The organism is Desulfoluna sp. CLI2B, from assembly GCF_056847375.1.
Genome location: NZ_CP186557.1, coordinates 3,664,631 through 3,686,590 on the forward strand (window position 1 = coordinate 3,664,631; position 21,960 = coordinate 3,686,590).

Below are 21,960 nucleotides of genomic sequence, written 5' to 3' on the forward strand. Positions count from 1 at the left end.
TAGCCACAGATACCACGGACCAACCAGCAGCAAGGGAGCAGACATCATGATGAGAGGACTCTGGACAGCAGCATCGGGCATGGGCGCGCAGCAGATGCACATCGACACCGTCTCCAACAACCTGGCCAACGCCAACACCACGGGTTTCAAGAAGAGCCGTGCCAACTTTCAGGACCTCATGTACCAGACCCAGCTCATCGCAGGGGCCCCCACCCCCTCGGGCGGCCAGGTCCCCACGGGCATCCAGGTGGGCATGGGGGTCAAGCCCTCCAGCGTGCAGAAGGTCTTCACCCAGGGGGACTACGTCCACACAGGCAACGACCTGGACATGGCCATCGAAGGGGACGGCTTTTTTAAGATCCTCCACGGCGAGCAGGAGGTCTTCACCCGGGCAGGCAACTTCACCCTGGACAGCGAAGGCTTCATCACCACCCCTGCAGGGGACCGGCTGCAGCCCGAAATCGCCATCCCCACGGATACGGTCCTTGTCACCGTCACTGCCGACGGCACCCTCACGGCCCACGGCCAGGAGGACACCGTGCTCATGACATCCCAGATTCCCCTTTACAACTTTGCCAACCCCGCAGGCCTCTTTGCCATGGGCGCCAACCTGCTTCGCCCCACCGAAGGCTCGGGTGAGCCCATCGAGGGCATCGCCAGCGCCGACGGCTTCGGTTCCCTCACCAACCAGTCCCTGGAGATGTCCAACGTGAACATCGTCGACGAGATGGTGGCCATGATCGTTGGGCAGCGCGCCTACGAGGCCAACTCCAAGGCCCTCCAGACCGGCGACCGCATGCTGGAAACCGCCAACAACCTCAAACGGTAAGGACGCGGCCCCATCGTGATCTGCTTTTCCCATACACGCCCCGTAACCGGCGGGCACCTGATGCCCTGGTGCCTGCTGGTCATGGCCCTGCTCCTGGCCCTTGCCCAGCCCCTGTGCGCCCAAAGCGGCCCTGCCGTGCGCCCCCGGGTAGAGGTGACAGGCTCGACCGTGCGGGTGTCGGACCTCTTTTCAGGCACTCTCCCTGCTGCCCTGAAACGCCATGGGAGCGCCACCGTGTTCAACGCGCCCATGCCCGGCAAAGAGCGTGTGGTCCCGGGCACCTTCCTGACCCGAAAGCTCTCCCTGCTTGCCGGAGTCCAGGACCTTGGGCTCACCGCCCCTGCCCGCGTCTGCCTGGCCAGAAAAGGCCAGCGCATCAGCGACAAGCGCCTCCTCCCCTTTCTGGAGGCCGTGGCCCGGTCCACCTGGGAGGACCCTGTTTCCGTCTCCGGGCTCCGGGTCGCCGGACGCCGCACCCTGCCCCTGGGCATTCTGACCTTTGCCCCGGACACAAAGCGGGTCCGTATCCGCAAGAACCGCATCGAACTGCCTGTCTCCGTCACGGTGGACGGAGCTGCCACAGGGCGGCTCACCCTCTCCGGCGAAGCCCACACCATGCAACACGTGGTGGTGGCCGCCTCGGACATCCAACGCGGCGAGACCCTCACCGCCTCCCAGGTATCCCTGGCCCTTATGCCCGTGCCCCCTTCGGGCGGAAACCTCCTCACGGACCCGGCCCTGGCCGTGGGACGAACCGCCACCCGAGGCATTGCCTCCGGCACCGGCCTCACCGCCCGGCTGGTCAAAGCCAAACCCCTTGTGGAGCGGGGCGACGGCGTCCGCATCCGGTACAGCTTAGGGGGCCTTGTCATCACCGCCACAGGCATCGCCAAAGAGACCGGCGGCCTGGGGGATTTCATCAAAGTCAAGAACAGCCGCTCCGGCAAAGCCGTCACCTGCCGTATCATCGGCCAGCGCCGCGTGGAGCCCTTTTTATAGTCTGCCCATTTACCCTATAGCCCGGATCAATGAAGACCATGAAGAAACACCTGCTCACCATCCCTGTCATCCTCACCGCCCTGCTGCTCCTGGCCGCACCCTTATCGGCCCGGGCCGAGCGCCTCAAGGACATCGCCTCCATCCAGGGAGCCGCTCCCATCCAGCTCACCGGCTACGGCATCGTGGTGGGCCTTGCCGGCACCGGCGATAGAAGAACAACTACCAGGAGTCCCTGGCCAACATGATGACCCGCATGGGGGTGACGGTGGACAAGGACTCCCTGAAACTGAGCAACGCCGCCGCCGTCATGGTCAGCGCCTCCATGCCCGCCTTTGCCCGTAAAGGGACCCGGTTGGACATCACCGTCTCGTCCATCGGCAACGCCAAGAGCTTAGGGGGCGGCACCCTGTTGCCCACGGCCCTCAGGACCGTCAACGGAGAGACCCGGGCCCTGGCCCAGGGAGCCATTGCCATCGGCGGGGCAGGCACGGCCAAGGCCAAGAAGAACCACCTGCTGGTGGGCCGCATCTCAAACGGGGCCAGCGTGGAACGGGAACGCGACACCGGCTTCTCCCGCAAGCACCGCATGATCCTGAACCTGAACAACCCCGATTTCACCACCTGCAGCCGGGTGGCCTTGAAGATCAACGACACCTTCGGCAAGCACACGGCCAAGACCCTGGACTCCGGTGCGGTGCAGCTCACCATGCCCTCCTACATGCAGGGACGCGTCACCGAGTTTATCGCCAAGATCGAGAACCTCACCGTCACCCCGGATATCCCGGCCCGCATCGTGGTCAACGAAAAAACCGGCACCGTCATCATCGGGGAGAACGTGCGCATCGGCACCGTGGCCCTGGCCCACGGCAACCTTACCCTCACCGTCACCGAGACAAAGAACGTCTCCCAGCCCAATGCCCTGGCAGGGGGCGACACCGTGGTCACCAAAGAGAAGAACACGGACATGACCGAGGAGGAGGCCCAGGTGATGCTTATGCCCAAGGGCACCACCATCCAGGAACTGGTCAACGCCTTGAACGCCATCGGCGTCAGCCCCAGGGACATGATCAGTATTTTCCAGAGCATCAAAGCCGCAGGGGCCCTGCAGGCCGACCTCGTGATTATCTAATAAGGAGCCGTCATGCCCGTTTCATCCCTTTCAGCACACACCGCCCGACCAACGGCCCCGGCACCCAGCAACCAGACTGAAGGACGTACCAGAACTTTGAGGCCATCTTCGTCTCCCAGATGCTCAAGGAGATGCGTCCCCAGGGGGACGACCCCATCTTCGGCGGAAGCCACGGCCGCAAAATCTACGAGTCCATGCAGGACGAACAGATGGCCGAACACTTAACCAGCCAGCGGAGCCCCCTGGGCGTGGGGGACCTCCTCTACCGCCAGCTGGTGGAAAAACTCGATGCCACGGAAAAAAGCGCCGACGCAGCGCCCCGCCTGGGCGGTAAACGCACAGCCGCCCAGGGAGAGCCCCTGGCCCACCGGCTATCTTCGGCAAAACCAGCCCCATAGCCGGGCCACGGCCACAGGCAGCAAAAAGAACATGAACTGGCATGGTACATGCACTTTATATCTATACGGGTCGCAGACGGGAAAAAGTTTCCCACCCCGCGCCACCCGATACATGCAGGCACCGCCTTTCTCAAAGGCCCTGCCGAACCGGATTTGACGTTAGAATGCATCACCACCTGAGTCACGGGGGACATCATGGCAGAACAACACTCCATCATTGACCTGCTAACAAAAAAAGAAGCCCTGTACACTGAGCTCCTCGCCATCGTGGACGAAGAGAGCCGCAGCCTCTCCTCCATCGCCCTGGACCGCCTCTGGGCCTTCACCGAAGAGAAGAGCCGCCTCTCCATGGAGATCGAGGCCCTGCGGGATGAGATCCTTGAGATGGCCTCCGCCCGCCTGGGCATCCAGACGGGCAGCGTGCCCATGCACCTTCGAGAGCTCCCCCGGCTCTTCTCTGAACACGAGCCCATGGTGGCCCGCTCCGTGGAGTCCATCATCTTCATCAAAGGCAAAATCCGGAAAATAGCCGAGACCAGCGTCTCCTTCGTGGAGAACTACCTGGAGACCGTGGAGGAGATCATCCAGATGCTCACCTCGTCTACCTCCGCCACCAAGATCTACGGCATGGACCGCCACCTCATGGAGCCCGGCGGCTCCCTGCTCATCCACGGGGAGGCCTAAAGCATGGGCTTTCGCATCACCATGGATATCGCCAAGGGTGCCTTGGCAACCGCCGGACGGGGCATGTCGGTCAACGGCCACAACATCGCCAACGTGGACACCCCGGGCTACAGCCGACAGACCGAGACCATCACCACCAACCGGCCTTACACCATCGGCAGCACCCAGCTCGGCACCGGCGCCACCTTAGAGCACGTCAACCGCCACTGCGACCAGCGCCTGGAAGAGCGCCTGGCCGACCAGAAGTCCAAATTTGCCACCTACGACGAGGCCATTGTCTACATCGACAACTTAGAGGCCCTCTTCAACGTGGACTCGGACCACCACCTGGGCAGCCTCATGAGCGAGTTCTGGCAGGGGTGGCACGAAGTGGCCAACCACCCGGACGACCCATCGGCCCGTTCCGTGCTGCTGGAGTCCGCCACCAACCTTGCCGGCCAGTTCAACACCCTGTCCAACGACCTCACCCGCCTGGAGACAAACGTCGGCCAGGACATCGACGCCGCCGTGGATCGGGTAAACACCATCCTGGGCAAGATCGCCAAGCTCAACACGGAGATCTTCATCACCGAATCCACCCGCCCGGCCAACGACCAGCGGGACGTGCGGGGCCAGCTCGTCACCGAGCTCTCCGAGTTCCTCAACGTCAACACCGTGGAGCAGCCCACGGGCTACCTCTCCATCATGACGAGCAACGGCTACCCCCTGGTGGTGGGCAACCGCTCCTACGACCTCACCAGCAACCGGGGAAGCGTGGGCTGGGAGACCTCGGCCGGGGGCATCGTGGACGTTTCCCGGGCCATCACCCACGGCAAGCTGGGGGGATGGCTCATGGTGAAGGACGACATCCTCGCCGAGGTGAACCAGAACCTGGACGCCCTGGCCAAGGAGGTGGTCTGGCGCGTCAACAAGGTCCACAGCCAGGGCGTGGGCACAAGCTACCACGAGACCGCCGTGACCTCCTCCGAGGCCCCGTCCGGCGGCAAGCTTTACAACCTGGCCTACGGCGACCGCATCGACTACGACGGGGGCATGAAGGTCTGGACAAAAAAACTCAACAGCCCCGATCCAGCAACGGCCGTGGAGCTGGACACCGGTATCTCCACCACCACCCCGTCCAATTTTACGGGAAGCGCCATGCCCATGAGCCGCTACCGCATCACCGTGGAGGGCCCGGGCTCCGACGACCCCATCCTCCGGTGGGAACGCCTGGGGGAAGGCAACACCCCCGTGGCCATGGGCCGGTTTGCCGTCACCGATTCCAACAGCTTCACCACCACGCCCCCGGTGGAGGGCATCGGCTTTGACATCGGCAAAGGGCGCCTGGGGGCAACGTCTTTGAGTTCAACACCTCGGAGACCGGCGCCCCCAACCCCGTGGAGTTGCGGGGCGTTCCCGAAGGCCGGGCCCGCTGCGCCGAAGACCGCTACACCTTAACGGTTATCGAAGGGGGCGGCTCCATCGAAAACGTCTCCCGGGACAACCCCATGGTCCTGGAGTGGAAAAACAGCACCGGCATAGGCACCATTCGCATCCAAGAGCCCGAAGAGGCCCGATTTGACGTGGACGGCATGACCCTGTCCATCGACAAGGGCACCCTGATGAACGGGGACAGCTTCGTCATCAAGACCGGCCCCGAAGGCCAGCCCCTGGACCTCGACGGAAACACCACCTCGGAACAGAAGTCCTCCTGGCACTGGACCACCGATTCCCTGGCCGATCAGTTCAACCGCCAGGCCATGGACGCGGGCGTGGGCCTTAAGGCCTTTATCAGCCACACGGGCAACTTTGAGCTTCGGCCCGACTTCGGCGTGGCCTTTGCCTTCTCGGACAGCACGGCCCGGGACGGCGGCGTGGCAGCGGCCCTGGGCCTCAACACCTTCTTCAAGGGCCAGGACGCGGCCACCATCGACATCGCCGAGCTGGTGAAGGACCCTCGCGGCACGGGTCCGGGCGCCGGGGCCGATGCCCATGTCCAGCGAAAGTACACATCACCAACCCGGAGGTGCGCCCCATCGAAATCGGCACCACGGGCGGACCGGCCGTCCTCTACTTCGAAGAAGACGACGTCCCCAAAGCCATCACCGTGGATCCGCGCATCCTCACCTCCCGGGGGGACCTCCACACCCTGGCCCACGACATGGAAGAGGCCATGAACGCCGCATCGAACTTAAGCAGCCCCTACAAGGTGCGCTACGTGGAGAATGAAAACCGCTTTGAATTCTCGGAAAACGACGGATCGCCCCTGCAGCAGCTCACCCTGAGGTGGGACCGTTCCCCTGCCCTGGCCGAGCTCACCGGGTTCCGCCCCGAGCCCGAGACCTTTGTGCCCGCTGCCGGGGACTACGGCAAGATCAACAACGAAAACGCCCTGATCATGGCAGACATGCAGCACGTGGAGAACACCATGCCCCACTACGCCTACTCCCGGGACCGCGGGGCCGTGGCCGAAAGCCTCACCACCACCCCGGACGGCTTCTACCGGGACATGCTGGGCTCCATCGGGGTGAGGGCGTCGAGCTTCAGGAAAGAAAAGGAGATGGGGGGCATGATGGTGGAAAAGCTCTCGGATATCCGGGATTCGGTCTCCGGGGTCTCCGTGGACGAAGAGCTGGTGCGCATGCTCGCTCACCAGCAGGCTTACCAGGCGGCGTCCAAGCTCATCACCACCAGCGATGAGATGCTGCAGACGTTGTTGAATATGAGATAAGAGGGGCTAAGGGCTAAGGGCTAAGGGCTAAGGGCTAGGGTTAAGGGCTAAGGGCTAAGGGCTAAGGAAACATGCAAAGATGAAAGAGTGGCGTCAACCAAATTTCATTGTTACAGAACCTTTCAGTCAAATGGAGCGAAGCGACTCCACGGCCATTCGCCTTTTGCCCTTGAACCCTTTTGCCTTTACCAAATCTCAGGTTTCAGGCCCCCTTTGCCGATACCAACTGTACTTGATATGGTCAAACCAGAGTTCCTTCGCCTTGTGCGGCTTTACACGGGAGACGAGCTTCCGTCCGGCGGCAGGGCCCATTTGTGATGAGTGTGATGCATGCGGGTAGCGACCTCGACCCTGTACAACCAGTCCAAAGAGCACATCAGCCGGAAGAACCGGGAGGTGCTCGACAAAAACTCCCTGATCTCCTCGGGCAAGCGGATCCGAAAGCTCTCCGACGCCCCCGTGGATGCCAGCCGTGTGGCCGCCCTGAAGACCAACATGAGCGACCTCTCTCAACTCCAGCGAAACGTGGGTGTGGGAACCCTGTGGCTGGAGGCCAGTGAGGAGTCTCTGGTGCGGGTGCGGGACAAGATCGACAGGGCCAAGGAAATCGCCATTTCCATGGTCAACGGCATCGCCAACCACGACGATCTGCAGACCTCGGCCCTGGAGGTGGATGGACTCATCAAAGGCGTGCTGGACCAGTCCAACACCCGCATCGACGGCCAGTACATCTTCTCCGGGACCCGAAGCGACACACGGCCCTTCCGGGCAGACAACGAGGACTCGCCCAACACCATCGCCTACCGTGGCAACGCCACCCCCTTTCGCGTCAAGATCGGGCCACAGTCCGACATGGTGGTGGGCTTTGCCGGGGAAGAGGTCTTCTCCTCAGACACGGCCACCATCGACGAGACCAACAACTGCCTCGATTTCACCGAAAAACGAGCCGGGGCAGCGGTCGGTGAAGAGACCGTCCTCACCGCCCTCGTTGACCCGGGCACCTACTCTCGCCAGGGCCTGGCCCACGCCGTGGAGATGGCCATGGAGCGGGCCTCGGCAGACAAAGGCGAAGGTGCCGATTACCGCGTCTCCTGGAACGAGTCCGAACAGACCTTCACCATCGCCGAAGAAGAGGGCCTGGACCCGGCCAAGCTCGACAGGGTCTCCGTCCTGTTCCGCACCGGTGAAAACCGGCACCAGTCCGTGGGGGCCTTCATGGGATTTTCCACCGACGACATCGCCACCGAGCCCTCCCGCCAGCCCCTGGTGAGCAGGCGGGGCGTCCAATGGGGTGTCTTCAACTCCCTGTTCGAGCTCCGAGCCGCCCTGAACAGCAACGACAAAGAGGGTCTCCACCAGTCCATCTCCCGGCTGGCCGCAGACCACAACAACATCCTGAGCTCCATCTCGGAAGCCGGGGTACGGGCCGGTCGCCTGGACACAAGGCACGACCTTATCAAGGATCTCAACATCAGCCAGGATGCCACCCGCTCCAAGTTGGAAGACACCGACGTGGTGCGGGCCATCTCCGATCTCAAGCTCAAGCAGTTCGGGTATGAATCGGCCCTGGCCTCGACTTCACGGCTCCTCAACACGAGTCTGTTGAACTACCTAAAATAACGGAAACGATCGAGACCCAAGATTAGGAAACACCGGATGCTCATACTGACACGAAAACCGGGCGAGAAAGTCCGTATCGGTGACGACATCATCATCCACGTGGTGGAAATCGGCAAAGGAAACGTCCGCATCGGGGTGGAAGCGCCCAAGGACGTGTCCATCATGCGCGATGAGGTGGTGGAACGCATTGAAGAAGAGAACTTACAGGCCGCCAAGCGAAACAGGAACACCCTGGTCCATGCGGCGTCCCTGCTGAAAAACAAAACGATGATAAAGAGCGGAGACGTGCCCACGGGCAAGCCCGCGGCAAGAAGACGAAGAGTGGTAACCCCCAAGCAACCGCTGAAGGGCGACTCAAACAAGGAGTAACACGTTGATCATTCCTACCCTGCAATTCGGTTCCGTTGACATCGAGGAAGAAAAAATCATCTCCATGCCCAAAGGCATGCCCGGCTTCCCTGGAAAAGAGAGGTTTATCCTCCTCTCCCACGAAGAGATCGACCCCATCCTCTCCTTTCAGTGCGTGGACGACCCCGACCTGGCCTTCGCCCTCATGGACCCCTTCCTCTTTATGGGGGACTACACCGTCGACCTGGACGCCGCCGTCCGGGACATGGCCTGGGCAGTGGAAAAACCCGAAGAGCTCTTCCTCTACACCATCATCAACGCCAGCAGCGACCGCCCCGAGGAAATCACCGCCAACCTGGCAGGCCCCCTTCTCGTCCACACCGGCGTCAACGAAGCTGTGCAGCTGGTGGTCACAGATGACCGCTACCCCCACAAGCACCCGATCTTTGCGGCGGAAGAGGAGCGAGCCGAGGGGTAAACATATCAGGGTGCGGCTCCCGCACCGCCAGACATCATAACGCGAGCCACCGGCTGTTGCTTCCCATGCCACCTCGCGTCACCTTAACCGATACCGGCCTTTCGAGCGCCCATCGGTGCGCACGGCGCACCCTACGAAACACCGGTCCTTCGCTACCATCATGGCATGGGAACCTTTGCTTTCAGCCCAACCGGCATCCACCGGGCTCGCGAAGCGTAGGGTGCGGCTCCCGCACCGTCCGGCGTAACGCGGGCTGCCGGTTTTTCAAATGATCCCCGGTGCTCATCACTCCTTGCAGCCAGCATCCCGCACAAACACCAAACTGTTCTCCGTTGAGATTCCCGGGTCAAGCCGGTACCCGCCTCCATCAAACCCCTTGACCTCCGCCACGTCGGCAATACGGTTTTCGATGATCCACCGGGCCATGGCTCCCCTGGCCCGTTTGGCGTGGATGGCAACGGCCTTCAAGGTCTCTCCGGTCTTCTCTTTAAACGCCACGTCCACAAACCGGCCCTTTTTACCAATTGCCTTTTTGTCCACGGCTTTGGCGTACTCCCCGGAAGCAAGGTTCAACAACGCCCCGCCCGAGGGCATCAGCGCCGCAAGGTGGTCGGTGACGACCTCTTTCCACCACCCGGAGAGCACACCGAACCCCGGAAGGGAAAGCCCCATCTCCAGGCGATACGGTTCCACGCCGGTCATGGGGGACAGGGCCCCGTAAAGGCCGGAGAGAATCCGCAGCCGTCCTTGGGCCCAGGCCACGGCCTCGGCTGACAGACTCCCCGCATCCAGCCCCTGATAGGCGTCCCCCTGGTAGGCAAAAAGTGCCGGGGTCGCTTCGGTACCAAAGGTAAAGCCCTGAAACCGCTGCACCGTGTTCTCGGCAATTCCGTCGCTTACCTTCATAAGCGATTTCATCTCGTCCACGGAATAACCGCGCAACGCCTCAACGAGCTGCCGGGTCATCTCCCCATAAAAAGAGGATTTCGCCTCACCCGCCCACACCGGTGCGCCAGACTCCATCCGTTTTGCCGGTGCGAGAATCGTAATCATCATACCTTGTCTCCTTATCAAAAATCTTCGGTGCGCACGGCGCACCCTACGCAACACCGGGCCTTCGTTACCTTCACGGCTTACCCCACCGACCGGGGATGCGAAGCGTAGGGTGCGGCTCCCGCACCGCATGGCGCAACGCGAACCATCGGCTTTCATTTCCCATGGAATCTCACATCACCATAACCGATACCGGCTTTTTGACCGATCTGCGGTGCGCACGGCGCACCCTACGAAACACCGATCCTTCGCTATCATCATGGTTTCCCCTCACCGCCCGGCGTATCGCGGTCCACCGGATTTTGTTTCCCATGGTACCCCACTAAACACCGGTCACTCGTCACCATCATGGATTGCCCCACCGTCCGGGGCGCGAAGCGGAACCACTGGCTCCCGCACCGCCTGGCATAACGCAAACCACCGGCTTATCGGGCTGACCTCAACACGCACGGCGCCCCTACCATTCCCCAAAATTGCCGGAGACTTCCCCGCACCCGCCCCAGTCGCCATCGTAGACCCCATGGACCACAAGCCGATGAAATGTAGACCACGGCCAGTCCGCAACCCGCTCAACAACCCCATGCTTTACCGGGTTGTAATGGATGTAATCCATATGCGTTTCAAAGTCGAGCTCATCCCGGATCCGATGTTCCCAAAATCGCCGTTGCCACAAGGTACCTTCCTGGCGGGCCTTGCGGGACTCTGTGGAAAAGCCTTCGCGGGAAAACCGATCTCCGCGGGAGGTCGTCACATGCCGCTTGATGCGGGACCACCGGCTGCTGTAATCGGCGTCACCCTCGGGAAGCGTCCAGATGCAATGGAGGTGGTCCGGTAAAAGCACCCACGCGTCAATGGAAAACGGGGCCACGGCACGGACACGCTCAATGCTGTTTCGAAGGGCAACCCGTACCGGCTCATCGCAGAGAACGGGCTGTCTGTGGTGGGTAACAACCGTAAAGAAAAACGATGCGCCAGCGGTTGATACGCGTCGGTAATTGGGCATACGCAACCTCGTTCGTCTTATCACAACCAATGTTTATGTTGATGGTGGCGGTGTTCGTAACCTTCTCCGGTGCGCACGGCGCACCCTACGAAACACCTGGCCTCCGTCACCATCATGGCTTACCCCACTGCCCGCTTGGCGTAACGCGAACCACCGGCTTTTGCGTCCAACAAAATTTCGCATCATCATAACCGATACCAGCTTTTCGGGCGCTTCGGGCGATTCTTGTTGCGCACGGCGCACCCTACGAAACACCGGTCCTCCGTGATCATCATGGCGTATCATATCGTCTGGGGGCAAAGCACGGCTATTTCACAACATTCTCCATGTCCTCGTCATCAAGAAGCCTCTCCACAAGGCCAGCCCAATCCAACACCTTGCCATGAAAACCAAACACATTCCCTTCGGTTGTATGGGCGGCCACAAGGGCACCGGTGCCGACATCAAAACGCGTGCACCCCAGGCGCAACGTTCCTTGAATCATCCCGAGGGTTCCTGAGCGCATCCGGGACGCGGCCTTGATTAAAAGGAGCCTGTCCCCGGCATACTCCCGGGCCTGGCCCAGGCAAGCATGGACTTCACGGCAGGGCGCACCCACAAAAACGGCGCCGTGGGCTTCGGCAAGGCTGGAAATACGGGGGGCAAGGGTGGAACGGAGCGGCTCCGGGGCCGAGAGCATCCAGACCATGCCCGGGTTCACGTACTGTTCCAACTCTGTTTTTCGCGCCGCAAAAAGGGAGGTGAGATGGTTGCTGTTGCCAGCATCTTTGGGCAACACGGAGAAATCGACGTCATGGAGCCTGGCCTGGGCGTCGGTGATCCAGCGAAGCTTCTGGGCCGGTGTGGCTGCCTCTTCGTCATAGGTCATCTGATGAAGGGCCTTGGCCTGCTTCAACGCCACCAGGTTCTCCGCCGTGTCCCGCCGGATCGTGTAGCGCACCCACAAGGTACAGGAAGAAGGATCCATGTAACTTCCGGCGAAGGTCACGTCGTTCATGGTTAGGGAGGAAGCCACCCGAAGACGACGGGTGGCAAGACGGGTGGCCGAGAGGTCTCCGCCCGTGGTTTGCGCCTGACTCTCCATGAGCTCCATGCTGCTCTCTACCGTCACCTGGACCTGATCGAGCAGGTTCACAAGGGCCATCTGCCGCGCACTCATCTTCTGCAGAAAAAAATTGCCCTCCATGGGTCCTGACTTCCCTATCCCCACGAAGGTCCCGTCAAGGGTACCGCCGTCATGCATCCAGGTGGGCCGGGGCTGGCCCGTTCCGGCACAGGGGTGCCCCTCAGGGTAGGTCGCAGACTTCCCTGCACATCCGGTCAGCGCCAACAGCCACACCATACCCACCGCCATCGCCATCGCCCATGTGATCTTTTGCCTCATCATAAGAAAGAATCCCTCGCAACAGTTCGGCTCATCAAGCAAACACGCACACTTGGGACATACAAGCATGCCCCTTTGTTTTAAGCAAGCGGGCAGCCGCAGAACAGCCAAAAGCCCAGCCCTTGAGCGAATGTGGTCGGCTTGGAGGATAAAGACCGGTGGCGATGGTGAATCCGGGGGCTTATGTTCTAACCCTCATTGACCGTAAAAGACAAAAAACACATGCGTTCACCCCACCCTTGACAATCGGTTCCAAAACCCTGATAACCCCATTGATTCTTACTCAACCAAGCGGCAGGCAGGACAGAACTTTTTCCCGCTGCTGACCATATGGAGCCCCATGGATTCAAAAATCATCGACATTCGCCTCACGCCGGACGAAATCGACAGCCCCGAGGCCGTCAAAAAAAAGCTCATGGAAGCCTACGGGCCGTGCAATGAAAAAACATTCTGCTACCGGGTGTTGAAACGCTCCATTGACGGCAGGGGGCGCACGCCCCGGTTTTCCGTCCGCGCCGAGGCAGGAGAAGGCCCCCTTGCCGAGCCATCCCTGCGCCCCTTTGCCCCTTGTGCCCCCACCGGCAAAGAGGTCATCGTGGTGGGAGCCGGGCCGTTGCCGCCCTTCGCCTGCTTGAGCTGGGCATCCGGCCGGTGGTGCTGGACCGGGGAAAAGATGTGCGCTCACGGCGCTTCGACCTCAAAAAAATCTACTCCGAAGGCAAAGTCGATCCCCACTCCAACTACTGTTTCGGGGAAGGCGGGGCAGGCACCTACTCCGACGGCAAGCTCTACACCCGCTCCAGCAAACGGGGGGACGTGGGCCGCGTTTTGGACCTGTTCATTGGCCACGGGGCCGCCGAATCCATCCGAGTGGATGCACATCCCCACCTGGGTTCCAACGTCCTGCCCAAGATTGTCCGGGCCATGCGGGAGAGCATCCTAGACGCCGGGGGCGAAATTCGCTTTGAATCCCACGTCACCTCCTTTACGGTGGACCAAGGGCGCATGACAGGGGTTGGCCTGGCAAACGGCCAGAGCCTCACCGCTGACGCCGTGGTCCTTGCCACCGGCCATTCGGCACGGGACATCTACCGACAGCTCCACGCCCAACACATCCGGGTTGAGGCCAAGCCCTTTGCCATGGGTGTTCGCATCGAACATCCCCAGGCCCTCATCGACAACATTTTCTACGGCACGGAAACCCGTCACCCCAACCTGCCTGCGGCAAGCTACCGTATCGCCTGCCAGGCCAACGGCCGGGGTGTGTTCTCTTTTTGCATGTGCCCCGGCGGCTTTGTGGTGCCCGCGGCCACCGCCCCCGGCGAGCTGGTCTTAAACGGCATGAGCCTCTCCTACCGAAGCGCGGAATACGCCAACGCCGGCCTCGTGGCCGAGGTGCGGCTGGACGACCTCGCTGAAAACGCCAAGGCCAACCCCCTGGCGGCCCTTGAGTTCCAGGAAGCGGTGGAGAAAAAAATCTTCAGCGCAGGAGACGGCATCACACAAAAAGCACCGGCACAGCGATTGGAGGATTTCCTTGAAAAGCGCCCCTCCACAACCTTAAAGGCATCCTCCTACATCCCCGGACTCTACCCGGCAGACCTTCACGGGCTCCTGCCATCCTTTGTGGCGGAGAGCCTCGCCCAAGGCCTTCAGACCTTCGGGACAAAGTACAGAGGCTTTGCTCATCCGGACGCCACCCTCATCGCCGTGGAGTCCCGCACCAGCTCCCCGGTGCGCATCCCCAGGGACAAAGGGAGCTTCATGCACCCGGACACCCCGGGCCTGTTCCCCACCGGCGAAGGGGCCGGGTACGCGGGCGGTATTGTCTCCGCGGCCATGGACGGCCTGAATGTGGCCGATGCCGTGGCACGATGGATGGATACAAAAGGGTAATCAAAAAAAGCCTCCGGCGGCCCTGCCGGGGGCCAAACTTTTAAAAAGTTTGACAAACAGGTCTTGTGAACGTATCGGGCATGTAATCGAAACGTTTTTGCGGAGCTTTTGTAAAAAAACAACCCGCCGTAAGCACCTGAACAGTTAAAAAGGCGCATCCGAATGGAATGCGCCTTCATGGTTTACTGTGCCGCCAGCCCGTGATAAGCCCAACCCAGCAGTCAGAATGTGTGGGTGGATCAGCTCTCTTTTTTTGGAGCCTGTCCCCCTTGATGTACCACCAGTCCGGAGAGTCCCATGTCCCTTCAAGGCATTGTCCATATCGCCCAACAGACCATGCAACGTTTTCTCAGCCCCGGCGACATCGCTGTGGACGCCACCGTGGGAGCGGGTTACGACACCGGTTTCCTTGCCCGCTCCGTGGGTCCAAAGGGCCGTGTTTACGGCTTTGACGTCCAGCAAGAAGCCCTGGGCAGAGCAACGAAAAACCTCACCAAAGCCGATCTCATGGACAGGGTCACCCTCTTCCACGCCGGGCACGAAACCATGGCCGACCACCTGCCCGCCGACACCCACGGCATGATCAAGGCCGTGAGCTTCAACCTGGGCTACCTCCCGGCAAGCGAATCACCCGTCACCACCCAGGTCGAGACCTCCCTTACCGCCATCCGCACCGCCATGGACCTTCTCCACAGGCGGGGCGTCATCTCCATAGCCATCTACGGAGGACACCCCCAGGGACAGGTTGAACAGAAAGAGCTCAAAGCCTGGGCCGCAGCCGTCCCCTACGACGAATTCCGCATCGCCTCCTACGAATTCACCAACAAAGAGCGAAACCAGGAGACCCTTCTCCTCATGGAGCGAGCAAAGCCAAAGGGTTAAATGCGCGCCCACATATAAAAAACGCCGGGCTCGCGAAGCGTAGGCTGCGGCTCCTGCACCACAAAACGTTACGCGAGGCCAACGGCTCTGGCCGCAGCCCACATCATCCCGAACGGCCTTAACCAATCCACTTTTTTGGGGAATTGACGGTGCGCACGGCGCACCCTACGAGGCATCGGCCTTTTGCCGCCATGGCATGAAAACGTTTTCCACGGCCTTCCCAACACCGCCCGGACGGCGAAGCGTAGGGTGCGGCTCCCGCACCGCAAACGTTACGCGAGGCCAAGGGCTTCGGCCGCAGCCCACACCATCCCGAGCGACCACAACCAATCCACTTTTTAGATAAGTTAACGGTACACACGGCGCGCCCTTCGAGGCATCGGCCTTTGGCTTCCATGGCATGAAAACGATTTCCACGGCCTTCCCAACACCGCACGGCCGGCGAAGCGTAGGGTGCGGCCCCCGCACCGCAAACGTTACGCGAGGCCAACGGCTTTGGCCGCAGCCAACATCATCCCGAACGGCCTTAACTAATCCACTTTTTTGGGGAGTTGACGGTGCGCACGGCGCACCCTACGAGGCATCGGCCTTTTGTCGCCATGGCATGAAAACAATTTCCACGGCCTTCCCAACACCGCCCGGACGGCGAAGCGTAGGGTGCGGATCCCGCACCGCAAACGTTACGCGAGGCCAAGGGCTTCGGCCGCAGCCCACACCATCCCGAGCGACCACAACCAATCCTCTTTTTAGAGAAGTTAACGGTACACACGGCGCGCCCTGCGAGGCATCGGCCTTTTACCGCCATGGCATGAAAACGATTTCCACAGCCTTCCCAACACCACCAGGCCGGCGAAGCGTAGGGTGCGGCCCCCGCACCGCAAACGTTACGCGAGGCCAACGGCTTCGGCCGCAGCCCACACCATCCCGAGCGACCACAACCAATCCACTTTTTAGAGAAATTAACGGTACACACGGCGCGCCCTGCGAGGCAACACCCATGATGTTTATGGATGAAGAACCAGGCAACCGGGGACCTTCGCCCTCCCGGCTCTCCACATGGATCTCGCCGTGGTGGGCGGCCACAATGCCCCTGACCAGGCTGAGCCCAAGGCCCAGGCCTTTTTCCGAACGGCTTCTGTCTCCGCGGAAGAGGCGGTCCCAGATCCGGGGGATGTCTTCGGGGGGGATGCCGGGTCCGGCGTCGAGGATGTCGATGCGCACGGTATCGGCGTCCCTTCGGGCGGTGATGCCAACGCTCTTGCCTTCGGGAGTGAATTTGACGGCGTTATCGAGAATGTTGGCAAGGGCCTGGCTTAGGCGATGGGGATCCACAGAGGCCACAAGCCCCTGTTCGATGGTGGCGTCGATTTCTACAGCCTTTTCTTCGGCCACGAACCGGTACATCTCCACGATGGTCTCGATAAGCTCGGTGAGATCGGTTTCACGGGGAGTGATGCGAAGCATGCCAGTCTCGGCTTCGGAGACGTCCATGAGGGTGGTGAGAAGACTCAGGATACGGTCGGACTCTTCGATGCCCTTTTCAAGGGCCTGACGGAGAAGCTCGGGGTCGTCCCCTTCCCGCAAGGCCATTTCCGAGCATCCGCAGGCGCGACCATCAGGACATGAGATCATGGGCCACGTCGTCCAGGGAGTTCTCCATACGGATGATAAGCCCGTGGATGCTGTCCAGCATGCTGTTGAAGAGCCCGGCCAGTTCGTCGAGTTCGTCACCGGTGCGGGTACGCGGGACCCGGGCTTCCATGGTCCCGGCGTCGATGGATCGGACCGTTTTGATGATATCGCGGATGGGCCGAAGGGTCCGGCGTGAAAGAAAGAGGCCGCCACCGAGCCCCAGGGCAAAAAGGGGAATCATCACCACAAGAAAGATCCTTCGAAACTGGCTGAGGATCTCCTGGCGACGCTGGCTGCTCATGCCCACCTGCACGCGGTTGCCCCTTTTGGTCAAGGGGCCGGAGAGCACGTCCAGCACGTAGGTTCCTTTTCGGCAGGAGAGGGTCTGCCAGCCCTGGCAATCACGGCAGCCGTGGGAAAGAAGGGTGAGGTCGAAATCTTCCCAGCTGCCCTGGGAGAAGATATGCCGGGTGTGGTTCTCCCGATCCGCCACCCGGATAAACAGGGGACGCGACCTGCGCTCGCTTCCGAGCTGGTCCACGTACCGGTTGAGGGCGGAGACGCCGCCGATGTCGTAGAGGGTCTGCACCTCCCGGAGCTCCAGGCGAATCTCCTCGTAATCCTGGGACCTGAGGGTGGCCCCGAGAAAGAGGTAAGCCAGGATAAACATCAAAGCCGAGCTTCCGATAAAGATCGCCGAATACCAGGCCCCCACGCGGAACCCCAGGGTACGGGTGATGTTACGCAGGCGCTTTAAGGACATAGCCCACCCCTCGGATGGTGTGGATCATCTTGGCGTCAAAGGCTTTGTCCACTTTGTTTCTCAGGCGGCAGACCAGGACGTCCACCACATTGGTCTGGGGGTCAAAATGAAGGTCCCACACATGCTCCAAGATCATGGTTTTGGAGACAGGCCTCTCGGCGTTTCGCATGAGGTATTCCAGAAGAGAGAACTCCCTGGGCTGAAGCTCCATCAGCCCCGCCCACCGCCCGTTCCAACAGGTCCATGAACAGGTCCCCCACGGTGAGGGTGGAGGCCTCGGCCACCCCACCGGAGCGCCGGATCAGGGCCTGGATCCGCACCAAAAGCTCTGAAAAGGCAAAGGGCTTGACCATGTAGTCGTCCCCGCCGCGTCGGACGCCCCTTCCCGCACCCGGTCGTCCATGCAAATGCTTGCCTCAAGATGAGCACCGGGGTGTTGACCCGCTTTTCCCGCATGGCCTCGATGATCTCCAGGCCGTTGCATCCGGGCAGCATGATGTCGATGACAGCCGCATCGTAAGACTCCTCCAGGGCAAGCACCAGGCCGTCGTCCCCCCGATGGGCCGTGTCCACGGCAAAGCCCTCCTGCCTGAATCCCTTGGCGATAAAGCCTGCAATCTCTTTGTCATCTTCAATGATGAGTATCCGCATGTACATCCCCGACGTGAGGTTATCTAAAAAAGCCCTTCTTTACTGCGTACCCTAAAAAAGCCCCCTTCCCCTGTCAACGGGGCGGGGGTTCCTTTCAGCATTGTAATGTCCCGGAAAGGTTTCGGCAACACGACTTCGCTATGGTACGAACGCGGTCGAGACGGAACACGGCTAACGCGATGGAATTGACACATTCAAGGACATCATACTCAGGTGACGCATCAACACAGGTATCCGTTCCGTCTCGGTCGTACCACCTTACAGACACCCGTATCCCGGACCCAAAAAACAGGAACGTATCCCATGACGGATAAACTTGACAGACCAGAAGGCAAGGTCGTCACCCGCACCTCGCCTCTTCTTCTCATTCTGGCCCTTGCCATCGGTTTTTTCGCCGGGGTCGCCTTATCGGCCTGGAAAATGAAAGCCCCGGGCTACGCCACCACCGCGCCCCAGGGCAACGCCAAGCTGGCAAAAATGGCCCAGGCCCTGGAGCAGCAGCTTGCCGAGAACCCGGACAACGCGGACCTGCTTATCCGCCTGGGCAACACCTACTTTGATACGGACCAGTACGCCAAGTCCATCGACGCGTACAACCGCGCCCTTGCCCTTACCCCGGGCAATCCCCACGTCCTCACCGACCTGGGCATCATGTACCGAAGGAACAAACAGCCGGAAAAAGCTGTTCAGTCCTTTGACGCCGCCATTGCCGCGGACAAAACCCTTGAAAACGCCTACCTCAACAAAGGAATCGTCCTGGTCTACGACCTGAACAGGCGCGACGAGGCCATCGCCACCTGGGAAGCCTTGCGCGAAATCAACCCCCTGGCCATGGCGGGCAACCAGTCCATTGATGAACTCATCGCCCACTTTAAAGAGGGCCACGACCAAAAAGGGACAAACTGATGCGCGCACCCCAGAGCATCCTCACGTCGGTGACGGATCACTTCAAATCGGTACGGCTGACCGTGGCCCTGCTGCTCGTGCTGGCGGCCACCTCGGTCCTGGGCACCCTGATTCCCCAGAACAAACACGCCGCCGACTACATCCAGGCCTTTGGAGAACCCCTCTACCGGATTTTTCACATCCTGGATTTGACGGACATGTATGGTTCCTGGTGGTTTGTCCTGCTTATTATCCTTTTGACCTTAAATATTCTGGTCTGCACGGTAACCCGGTTCCGGACCACGATAAAACTCTCCTTCGGCAAAGGATTCAAAGGCTTTTCCTCTCTTCCGGCCCTGGCCGAAGGTACAAGCCCCAAATCCCCCGAGGCCCTGGAAGAGACCGTCCAAACGGCCCTCTCCACCCGGTTTGCAAGCACCCGGAAGGTCACCCTCCCAAATGGGGTTGCCATTGACGCGGAAAAGGGCCGCTGGACCCGCATAGGGGCAGACGTGGTCCACGCGGGCATCCTTGTGCTGCTGGCCGGGGCCCTTGTGGGCAGCCTCTTCGGATTTGACGGAGCGATCAACGTGCCCGAAGGCGAAAGCGTCGATTCCATCATCCTCAGAAACAGCACCGAAAAAAAGCCCCTGGGCTTTTCCGTGCGCTGCAACAATTTCAGCATCAGCCATTACGACACGGGCAGCGTCAAGGAGTACCGGTCCAGCCTCACGGTTCTTGAAGATGACAAGGAGGTCCTCACACGGGACATCATCGTCAACAAGCCCCTTACCCACAACGGGGTGACCTTCTACCAGTCCAGCTACGGCACCATGGGGGCCAAGGACTTTTCTTTTGCTTTTATGGAAAAAGCCACCGGTCAAACCGTGACCAAGGCGGTGGACATCGGAGAGACCGTCACCTTTGCCCCAGGCAAGACCTTCACCTTCGACCGCTACGCATCCAACCACGCCTTCAACGGCAGGTCCGTGGGTGAGGCCGCCATCGGCACCCTCACAGACAACGGCTCAAAAACAGAGGTGGTTCTCCTCTCCCGTTTTTCAAACTTTGACAAGATGCGCAAGGGCGACTGGGTCCTTTCCATTGCAGATCATAAGCACGCCTACTACACCGGGCTTCAGGTAACGTACGACCCCGGCGTGGGTCTGGTCTACACCGGTTTTATCCTCATGATTGCAGGCTGCTTCGTGGCCTTTTTCACGGGCCATAAAAAGATCCGCGTCACCCTGACCCCGGCGGCCCTGGGCAGCACCGTCACCGTCTCAGGGGCAGCCCCGAAAAACAAGGTGTGGGCCACACGCTACGCCCGGCAGCTTTTAAACAGGCTGGGTTAACACGATTAAGATCACCCCTTGCCTTGGCGCATGGGGTGATCATGTATGACACTTAACAGATTCGGAGAACAGAGATGACAAGCTCCCTGCTCATATCCATTGCAACCTTTGTCTACGGCCTATCCGGCCTCCTCTACTTTTGTGCGTGGATTTTCAAGTCAACCCGGCTGAACCTGCCTGCCACGGCCACGGCAGCCGTGGGCCTTGGGATCAACACGGCGGGATTCCTGCTGCGGTGGTCCGAGTCCTATGCCCTGGGCATCGGGCGCATTCCGCTATCCAACCTCTATGAGTCCCTTGTCTTTTACGGCCTGGCCATCGCCGCCCTCTACCTGGTGCTGGAGCGGCTCATGAACATCCGTATCGCAGGCGGCTTTGCCCTCACCTTCTCCTTTCTGGCCCTGGCCTACGCCTCCCTCTCCCCCAGCGTGGGATCCCAGATCCGCCCCCTGATGCCTGCCCTGAAGAGCAACTGGCTCAGCGCCCACGTCATGACCTGCTTTGTGGGCTATGCCGCCTTTGCTCTCTCCTTTGCCCTGAGCCTTCTCTTCCTATTCCGCCCCGACGCGGCCCGGTCCGAGGAGGCTTCCTTCGACATCGACGAGGCCTCCCACCAGATGATCCTCCTGGGCTTTCTCTTCCTGTCCATCGGCATCATCACCGGCGCGGTATGGGCCAACTCCGCCTGGGGCCGTTACTGGGGCTGGGACCCCAAGGAGACCTGGTCCCTCATCACCTGGTTCATCTACGCCTCCCTCATCCATGTGCGCCTGGTCCGCGGCTGGAGCGGCAAAAAAACAGCCGTCCTCTCCATCATCGGGTTTGCCGCCGTCATGTTCACCTACTTCGGCGTGAACCTGCTTCCCGGCTTGCACAGCTACGGAGCCTAACAGTTTCGGGAATGCTTCGTGCCCTCGTTCCTCGGGTTCGAAGCATTCCCTTACGGGCTTTGCCCGTGAGACTCCACCTTGGATTCCCATTGCCATACGCGCACTCAATCTCACCGAAATCGCGAAGCCCGGGATTCGGCTCCCGTACCAAAATAACGTTACGCGTGGCTACCGACTTTCGATGCTACCTCTGCCAAACCGAAGGCTCTTAAACACCAAATTTTTAAAAACACTAGAACATGTAAAAACAGAAATATTGGAGACAGGCTCTTTTTATGGAGTATGGAGAGGGTATACAGGGGTAAAGAGACGCCTTGCCTCCGGCAAGGCAGCCGGAGACAAGCTTGAGCTCGATGGTCACCACAAGCCCT

At 60.7% G+C, this 21,960-nt stretch carries 22 protein-coding genes and 1 pseudogene; 16 read left to right on the forward strand and 7 right to left on the reverse strand.

Annotation, left to right across the window (positions count from 1 at the left end; genetic code table 11):
• Nucleotides 1-46: 46 nt before the first annotated feature.
• The 11 genes and pseudogenes from flgG to fliW all read left to right on the forward strand — a co-directional run bounded on the left by flgG (nucleotide 47) and on the right by fliW (nucleotide 9,195).
• On the forward strand, nucleotides 47-829 hold the full coding sequence (gene flgG / locus ACOYW2_RS17210; protein ID WP_482767333.1) for a flagellar basal-body rod protein FlgG: 783 nt from the start codon (nucleotides 47-49) through the stop codon (nucleotides 827-829).
• A 15-nt stretch (nucleotides 830-844) separates the two neighbouring features.
• The gene (gene flgA / locus ACOYW2_RS17215) at nucleotides 845-1,828 is read left to right on the forward strand and encodes a flagellar basal body P-ring formation chaperone FlgA (RefSeq protein ID WP_482767334.1); all 984 of its coding nucleotides are present in this window, start codon (nucleotides 845-847) and stop codon (nucleotides 1,826-1,828) included.
• 38 nt (nucleotides 1,829-1,866) lie between these two features.
• Nucleotides 1,867-2,957: pseudogene (locus tag ACOYW2_RS17220) on the forward strand (flagellar basal body P-ring protein FlgI).
• Nucleotides 2,958-3,076: 119 nt separating this feature from the next.
• Complete coding sequence (locus tag ACOYW2_RS17225) at nucleotides 3,077-3,355, forward strand: rod-binding protein (protein ID WP_482767335.1); 279 nt, start codon at nucleotides 3,077-3,079, stop codon at nucleotides 3,353-3,355.
• Between the two features lie 195 nt (nucleotides 3,356-3,550).
• Entirely contained in the window at nucleotides 3,551-4,039 is a 489-nt protein-coding gene (gene flgN / locus ACOYW2_RS17230; protein WP_180143960.1) for a flagellar export chaperone FlgN, read from the forward strand.
• Nucleotides 4,040-4,042: 3 nt separating this feature from the next.
• Nucleotides 4,043-5,476: a flagellar hook-associated protein FlgK gene (gene flgK / locus ACOYW2_RS17235; protein ID WP_482767336.1), complete on the forward strand. Its 1,434-nt coding sequence runs from the start codon at nucleotides 4,043-4,045 to the stop codon at nucleotides 5,474-5,476.
• A complete protein-coding gene (locus tag ACOYW2_RS17240) occupies nucleotides 5,416-6,195 on the forward strand; it encodes a hypothetical protein (protein WP_482767337.1) in 780 nt (259 codons plus the stop codon). The genes flgK and ACOYW2_RS17240 overlap by 61 nt, the downstream gene beginning before the upstream one ends.
• Entirely contained in the window at nucleotides 6,126-6,749 is a 624-nt protein-coding gene (locus tag ACOYW2_RS17245; protein ID WP_482767338.1) for a flagellar basal body rod C-terminal domain-containing protein, read from the forward strand. Before ACOYW2_RS17240 ends, ACOYW2_RS17245 begins: the two co-directional genes overlap by 70 nt.
• A 330-nt stretch (nucleotides 6,750-7,079) precedes the next feature.
• Complete coding sequence (gene flgL, locus ACOYW2_RS17250) at nucleotides 7,080-8,369, forward strand: flagellar hook-associated protein FlgL (RefSeq protein WP_482767339.1); 1,290 nt, start codon at nucleotides 7,080-7,082, stop codon at nucleotides 8,367-8,369.
• Between the two features lie 36 nt (nucleotides 8,370-8,405).
• Nucleotides 8,406-8,738 (forward strand): carbon storage regulator CsrA, encoded by a 333-nt coding sequence (csrA, locus tag ACOYW2_RS17255; RefSeq protein ID WP_482415351.1) that lies wholly within the window; start codon nucleotides 8,406-8,408, stop codon nucleotides 8,736-8,738.
• 4 nt (nucleotides 8,739-8,742) lie between these two features.
• Nucleotides 8,743-9,195, forward strand: coding sequence for a flagellar assembly protein FliW (gene fliW / locus ACOYW2_RS17260; protein WP_482415350.1), 453 nt, complete (start codon nucleotides 8,743-8,745; stop codon nucleotides 9,193-9,195).
• A 285-nt stretch (nucleotides 9,196-9,480) separates the two neighbouring features.
• Here the strand turns inward: fliW and ACOYW2_RS17265 are convergent, their stop codons facing one another.
• From ACOYW2_RS17265 to ACOYW2_RS17275, 3 genes are all read right to left on the reverse strand, one after another.
• Nucleotides 9,481-10,251 (reverse strand): YaaA family protein, encoded by a 771-nt coding sequence (locus ACOYW2_RS17265; protein ID WP_482767340.1) that lies wholly within the window; start codon nucleotides 10,249-10,251, stop codon nucleotides 9,481-9,483.
• Nucleotides 10,252-10,705: 454 nt separating this feature from the next.
• Entirely contained in the window at nucleotides 10,706-11,251 is a 546-nt protein-coding gene (locus ACOYW2_RS17270; protein ID WP_482767341.1) for an REP-associated tyrosine transposase, read from the reverse strand.
• Between the two features lie 307 nt (nucleotides 11,252-11,558).
• Complete coding sequence (locus ACOYW2_RS17275) at nucleotides 11,559-12,593, reverse strand: hypothetical protein (RefSeq protein ID WP_482767342.1); 1,035 nt, start codon at nucleotides 12,591-12,593, stop codon at nucleotides 11,559-11,561.
• A gap of 609 nt (nucleotides 12,594-13,202) precedes the next feature.
• Between ACOYW2_RS17275 and ACOYW2_RS17280 the strand changes: the two genes are divergently transcribed.
• Together ACOYW2_RS17280 and mnmM are read left to right on the forward strand one after the other, a co-directional pair.
• The gene (locus tag ACOYW2_RS17280; protein WP_482767343.1) at nucleotides 13,203-14,531 is read left to right on the forward strand and encodes an NAD(P)/FAD-dependent oxidoreductase; all 1,329 of its coding nucleotides are present in this window, start codon (nucleotides 13,203-13,205) and stop codon (nucleotides 14,529-14,531) included.
• Nucleotides 14,532-14,828: 297 nt separating this feature from the next.
• Nucleotides 14,829-15,413, forward strand: a complete 585-nt coding sequence (gene mnmM / locus ACOYW2_RS17285; protein WP_482767345.1) for a tRNA 5-(aminomethyl)-2-thiouridylate-methyltransferase MnmM — start codon at nucleotides 14,829-14,831, stop codon at nucleotides 15,411-15,413.
• A gap of 795 nt (nucleotides 15,414-16,208) precedes the next feature.
• On the opposite strand, the gene ACOYW2_RS17290 is transcribed toward mnmM, so the two are convergent.
• Genes ACOYW2_RS17290 through ACOYW2_RS17305 form a run of 4 tightly spaced genes read right to left on the reverse strand, consistent with a single transcriptional unit; the run spans nucleotide 16,209 to nucleotide 18,459 of the window.
• Complete coding sequence (locus ACOYW2_RS17290) at nucleotides 16,209-17,045, reverse strand: sensor histidine kinase (RefSeq protein WP_482767346.1); 837 nt, start codon at nucleotides 17,043-17,045, stop codon at nucleotides 16,209-16,211.
• On the reverse strand, nucleotides 17,029-17,808 hold the full coding sequence (locus tag ACOYW2_RS17295) for a HAMP domain-containing protein (RefSeq protein ID WP_482767347.1): 780 nt from the start codon (nucleotides 17,806-17,808) through the stop codon (nucleotides 17,029-17,031). The genes ACOYW2_RS17290 and ACOYW2_RS17295 overlap by 17 nt, the downstream gene beginning before the upstream one ends.
• A complete protein-coding gene (locus ACOYW2_RS17300; RefSeq protein WP_482419265.1) occupies nucleotides 17,786-18,019 on the reverse strand; it encodes a winged helix-turn-helix domain-containing protein in 234 nt (77 codons plus the stop codon). The genes ACOYW2_RS17295 and ACOYW2_RS17300 overlap by 23 nt, the downstream gene beginning before the upstream one ends.
• Nucleotides 18,019-18,459, reverse strand: a complete 441-nt coding sequence (locus ACOYW2_RS17305) for a response regulator (protein ID WP_482767348.1) — start codon at nucleotides 18,457-18,459, stop codon at nucleotides 18,019-18,021. Before ACOYW2_RS17305 ends, ACOYW2_RS17300 begins: the two co-directional genes overlap by 1 nt.
• Before the next feature lie 303 nt (nucleotides 18,460-18,762).
• On the opposite strand from ACOYW2_RS17305, the gene ACOYW2_RS17310 reads away from it, so the two are divergent.
• The 3 genes from ACOYW2_RS17310 to ccsA all read left to right on the forward strand — a co-directional run bounded on the left by ACOYW2_RS17310 (nucleotide 18,763) and on the right by ccsA (nucleotide 21,589).
• Nucleotides 18,763-19,365 carry a tetratricopeptide repeat protein gene (locus ACOYW2_RS17310; RefSeq protein ID WP_482767349.1) on the forward strand — a complete coding sequence of 201 codons (603 nt, stop codon included), beginning with the start codon at nucleotides 18,763-18,765 and terminating at the stop codon, nucleotides 19,363-19,365.
• Nucleotides 19,365-20,699, forward strand: a complete 1,335-nt coding sequence (locus ACOYW2_RS17315; protein ID WP_482767350.1) for a cytochrome c biogenesis protein ResB — start codon at nucleotides 19,365-19,367, stop codon at nucleotides 20,697-20,699. The genes ACOYW2_RS17310 and ACOYW2_RS17315 overlap by 1 nt, the downstream gene beginning before the upstream one ends.
• 74 nt (nucleotides 20,700-20,773) lie before the next feature.
• Nucleotides 20,774-21,589: a cytochrome c biogenesis protein CcsA gene (ccsA, locus tag ACOYW2_RS17320; RefSeq protein WP_482419269.1), complete on the forward strand. Its 816-nt coding sequence runs from the start codon at nucleotides 20,774-20,776 to the stop codon at nucleotides 21,587-21,589.
• Nucleotides 21,590-21,960 lie beyond the last annotated feature (371 nt).

Excerpts from the sequence above, each read along its gene's own strand:
- mnmM (WP_482767345.1), top strand. The coding sequence starts at position 14,829 with ATGTCCCTTCAAGGCATTGTCCATATCGCCCAACAGACCATGCAACGT.
- flgN (WP_180143960.1), top strand. The coding sequence starts at position 3,551 with ATGGCAGAACAACACTCCATCATTGACCTGCTAACAAAAAAAGAAGCC.
- csrA (WP_482415351.1), top strand. The coding sequence starts at position 8,406 with ATGCTCATACTGACACGAAAACCGGGCGAGAAAGTCCGTATCGGTGAC.
- ACOYW2_RS17300 (WP_482419265.1), bottom strand. The coding sequence starts at position 18,019 with ATGGAGCTTCAGCCCAGGGAGTTCTCTCTTCTGGAATACCTCATGCGA.
- flgG (WP_482767333.1), top strand. The coding sequence starts at position 47 with ATGATGAGAGGACTCTGGACAGCAGCATCGGGCATGGGCGCGCAGCAG.
- ccsA (WP_482419269.1), top strand. The coding sequence starts at position 20,774 with ATGACAAGCTCCCTGCTCATATCCATTGCAACCTTTGTCTACGGCCTA.
- ACOYW2_RS17310 (WP_482767349.1), top strand. The coding sequence starts at position 18,763 with ATGACGGATAAACTTGACAGACCAGAAGGCAAGGTCGTCACCCGCACC.
- ACOYW2_RS17270 (WP_482767341.1), bottom strand. The coding sequence starts at position 11,251 with ATGCCCAATTACCGACGCGTATCAACCGCTGGCGCATCGTTTTTCTTT.
- ACOYW2_RS17275 (WP_482767342.1), bottom strand. The coding sequence starts at position 12,593 with ATGGTGTGGCTGTTGGCGCTGACCGGATGTGCAGGGAAGTCTGCGACC.
- ACOYW2_RS17225 (WP_482767335.1), top strand. The coding sequence starts at position 3,077 with ATGCTCAAGGAGATGCGTCCCCAGGGGGACGACCCCATCTTCGGCGGA.
- ACOYW2_RS17305 (WP_482767348.1), bottom strand. The coding sequence starts at position 18,459 with ATGCGGATACTCATCATTGAAGATGACAAAGAGATTGCAGGCTTTATC.
- ACOYW2_RS17265 (WP_482767340.1), bottom strand. The coding sequence starts at position 10,251 with ATGATGATTACGATTCTCGCACCGGCAAAACGGATGGAGTCTGGCGCA.
- flgL (WP_482767339.1), top strand. The coding sequence starts at position 7,080 with ATGCGGGTAGCGACCTCGACCCTGTACAACCAGTCCAAAGAGCACATC.
- ACOYW2_RS17290 (WP_482767346.1), bottom strand. The coding sequence starts at position 17,045 with ATGATCTCATGTCCTGATGGTCGCGCCTGCGGATGCTCGGAAATGGCC.
- ACOYW2_RS17295 (WP_482767347.1), bottom strand. The coding sequence starts at position 17,808 with ATGTCCTTAAAGCGCCTGCGTAACATCACCCGTACCCTGGGGTTCCGC.
- flgK (WP_482767336.1), top strand. The coding sequence starts at position 4,043 with ATGGGCTTTCGCATCACCATGGATATCGCCAAGGGTGCCTTGGCAACC.
- ACOYW2_RS17315 (WP_482767350.1), top strand. The coding sequence starts at position 19,365 with ATGCGCGCACCCCAGAGCATCCTCACGTCGGTGACGGATCACTTCAAA.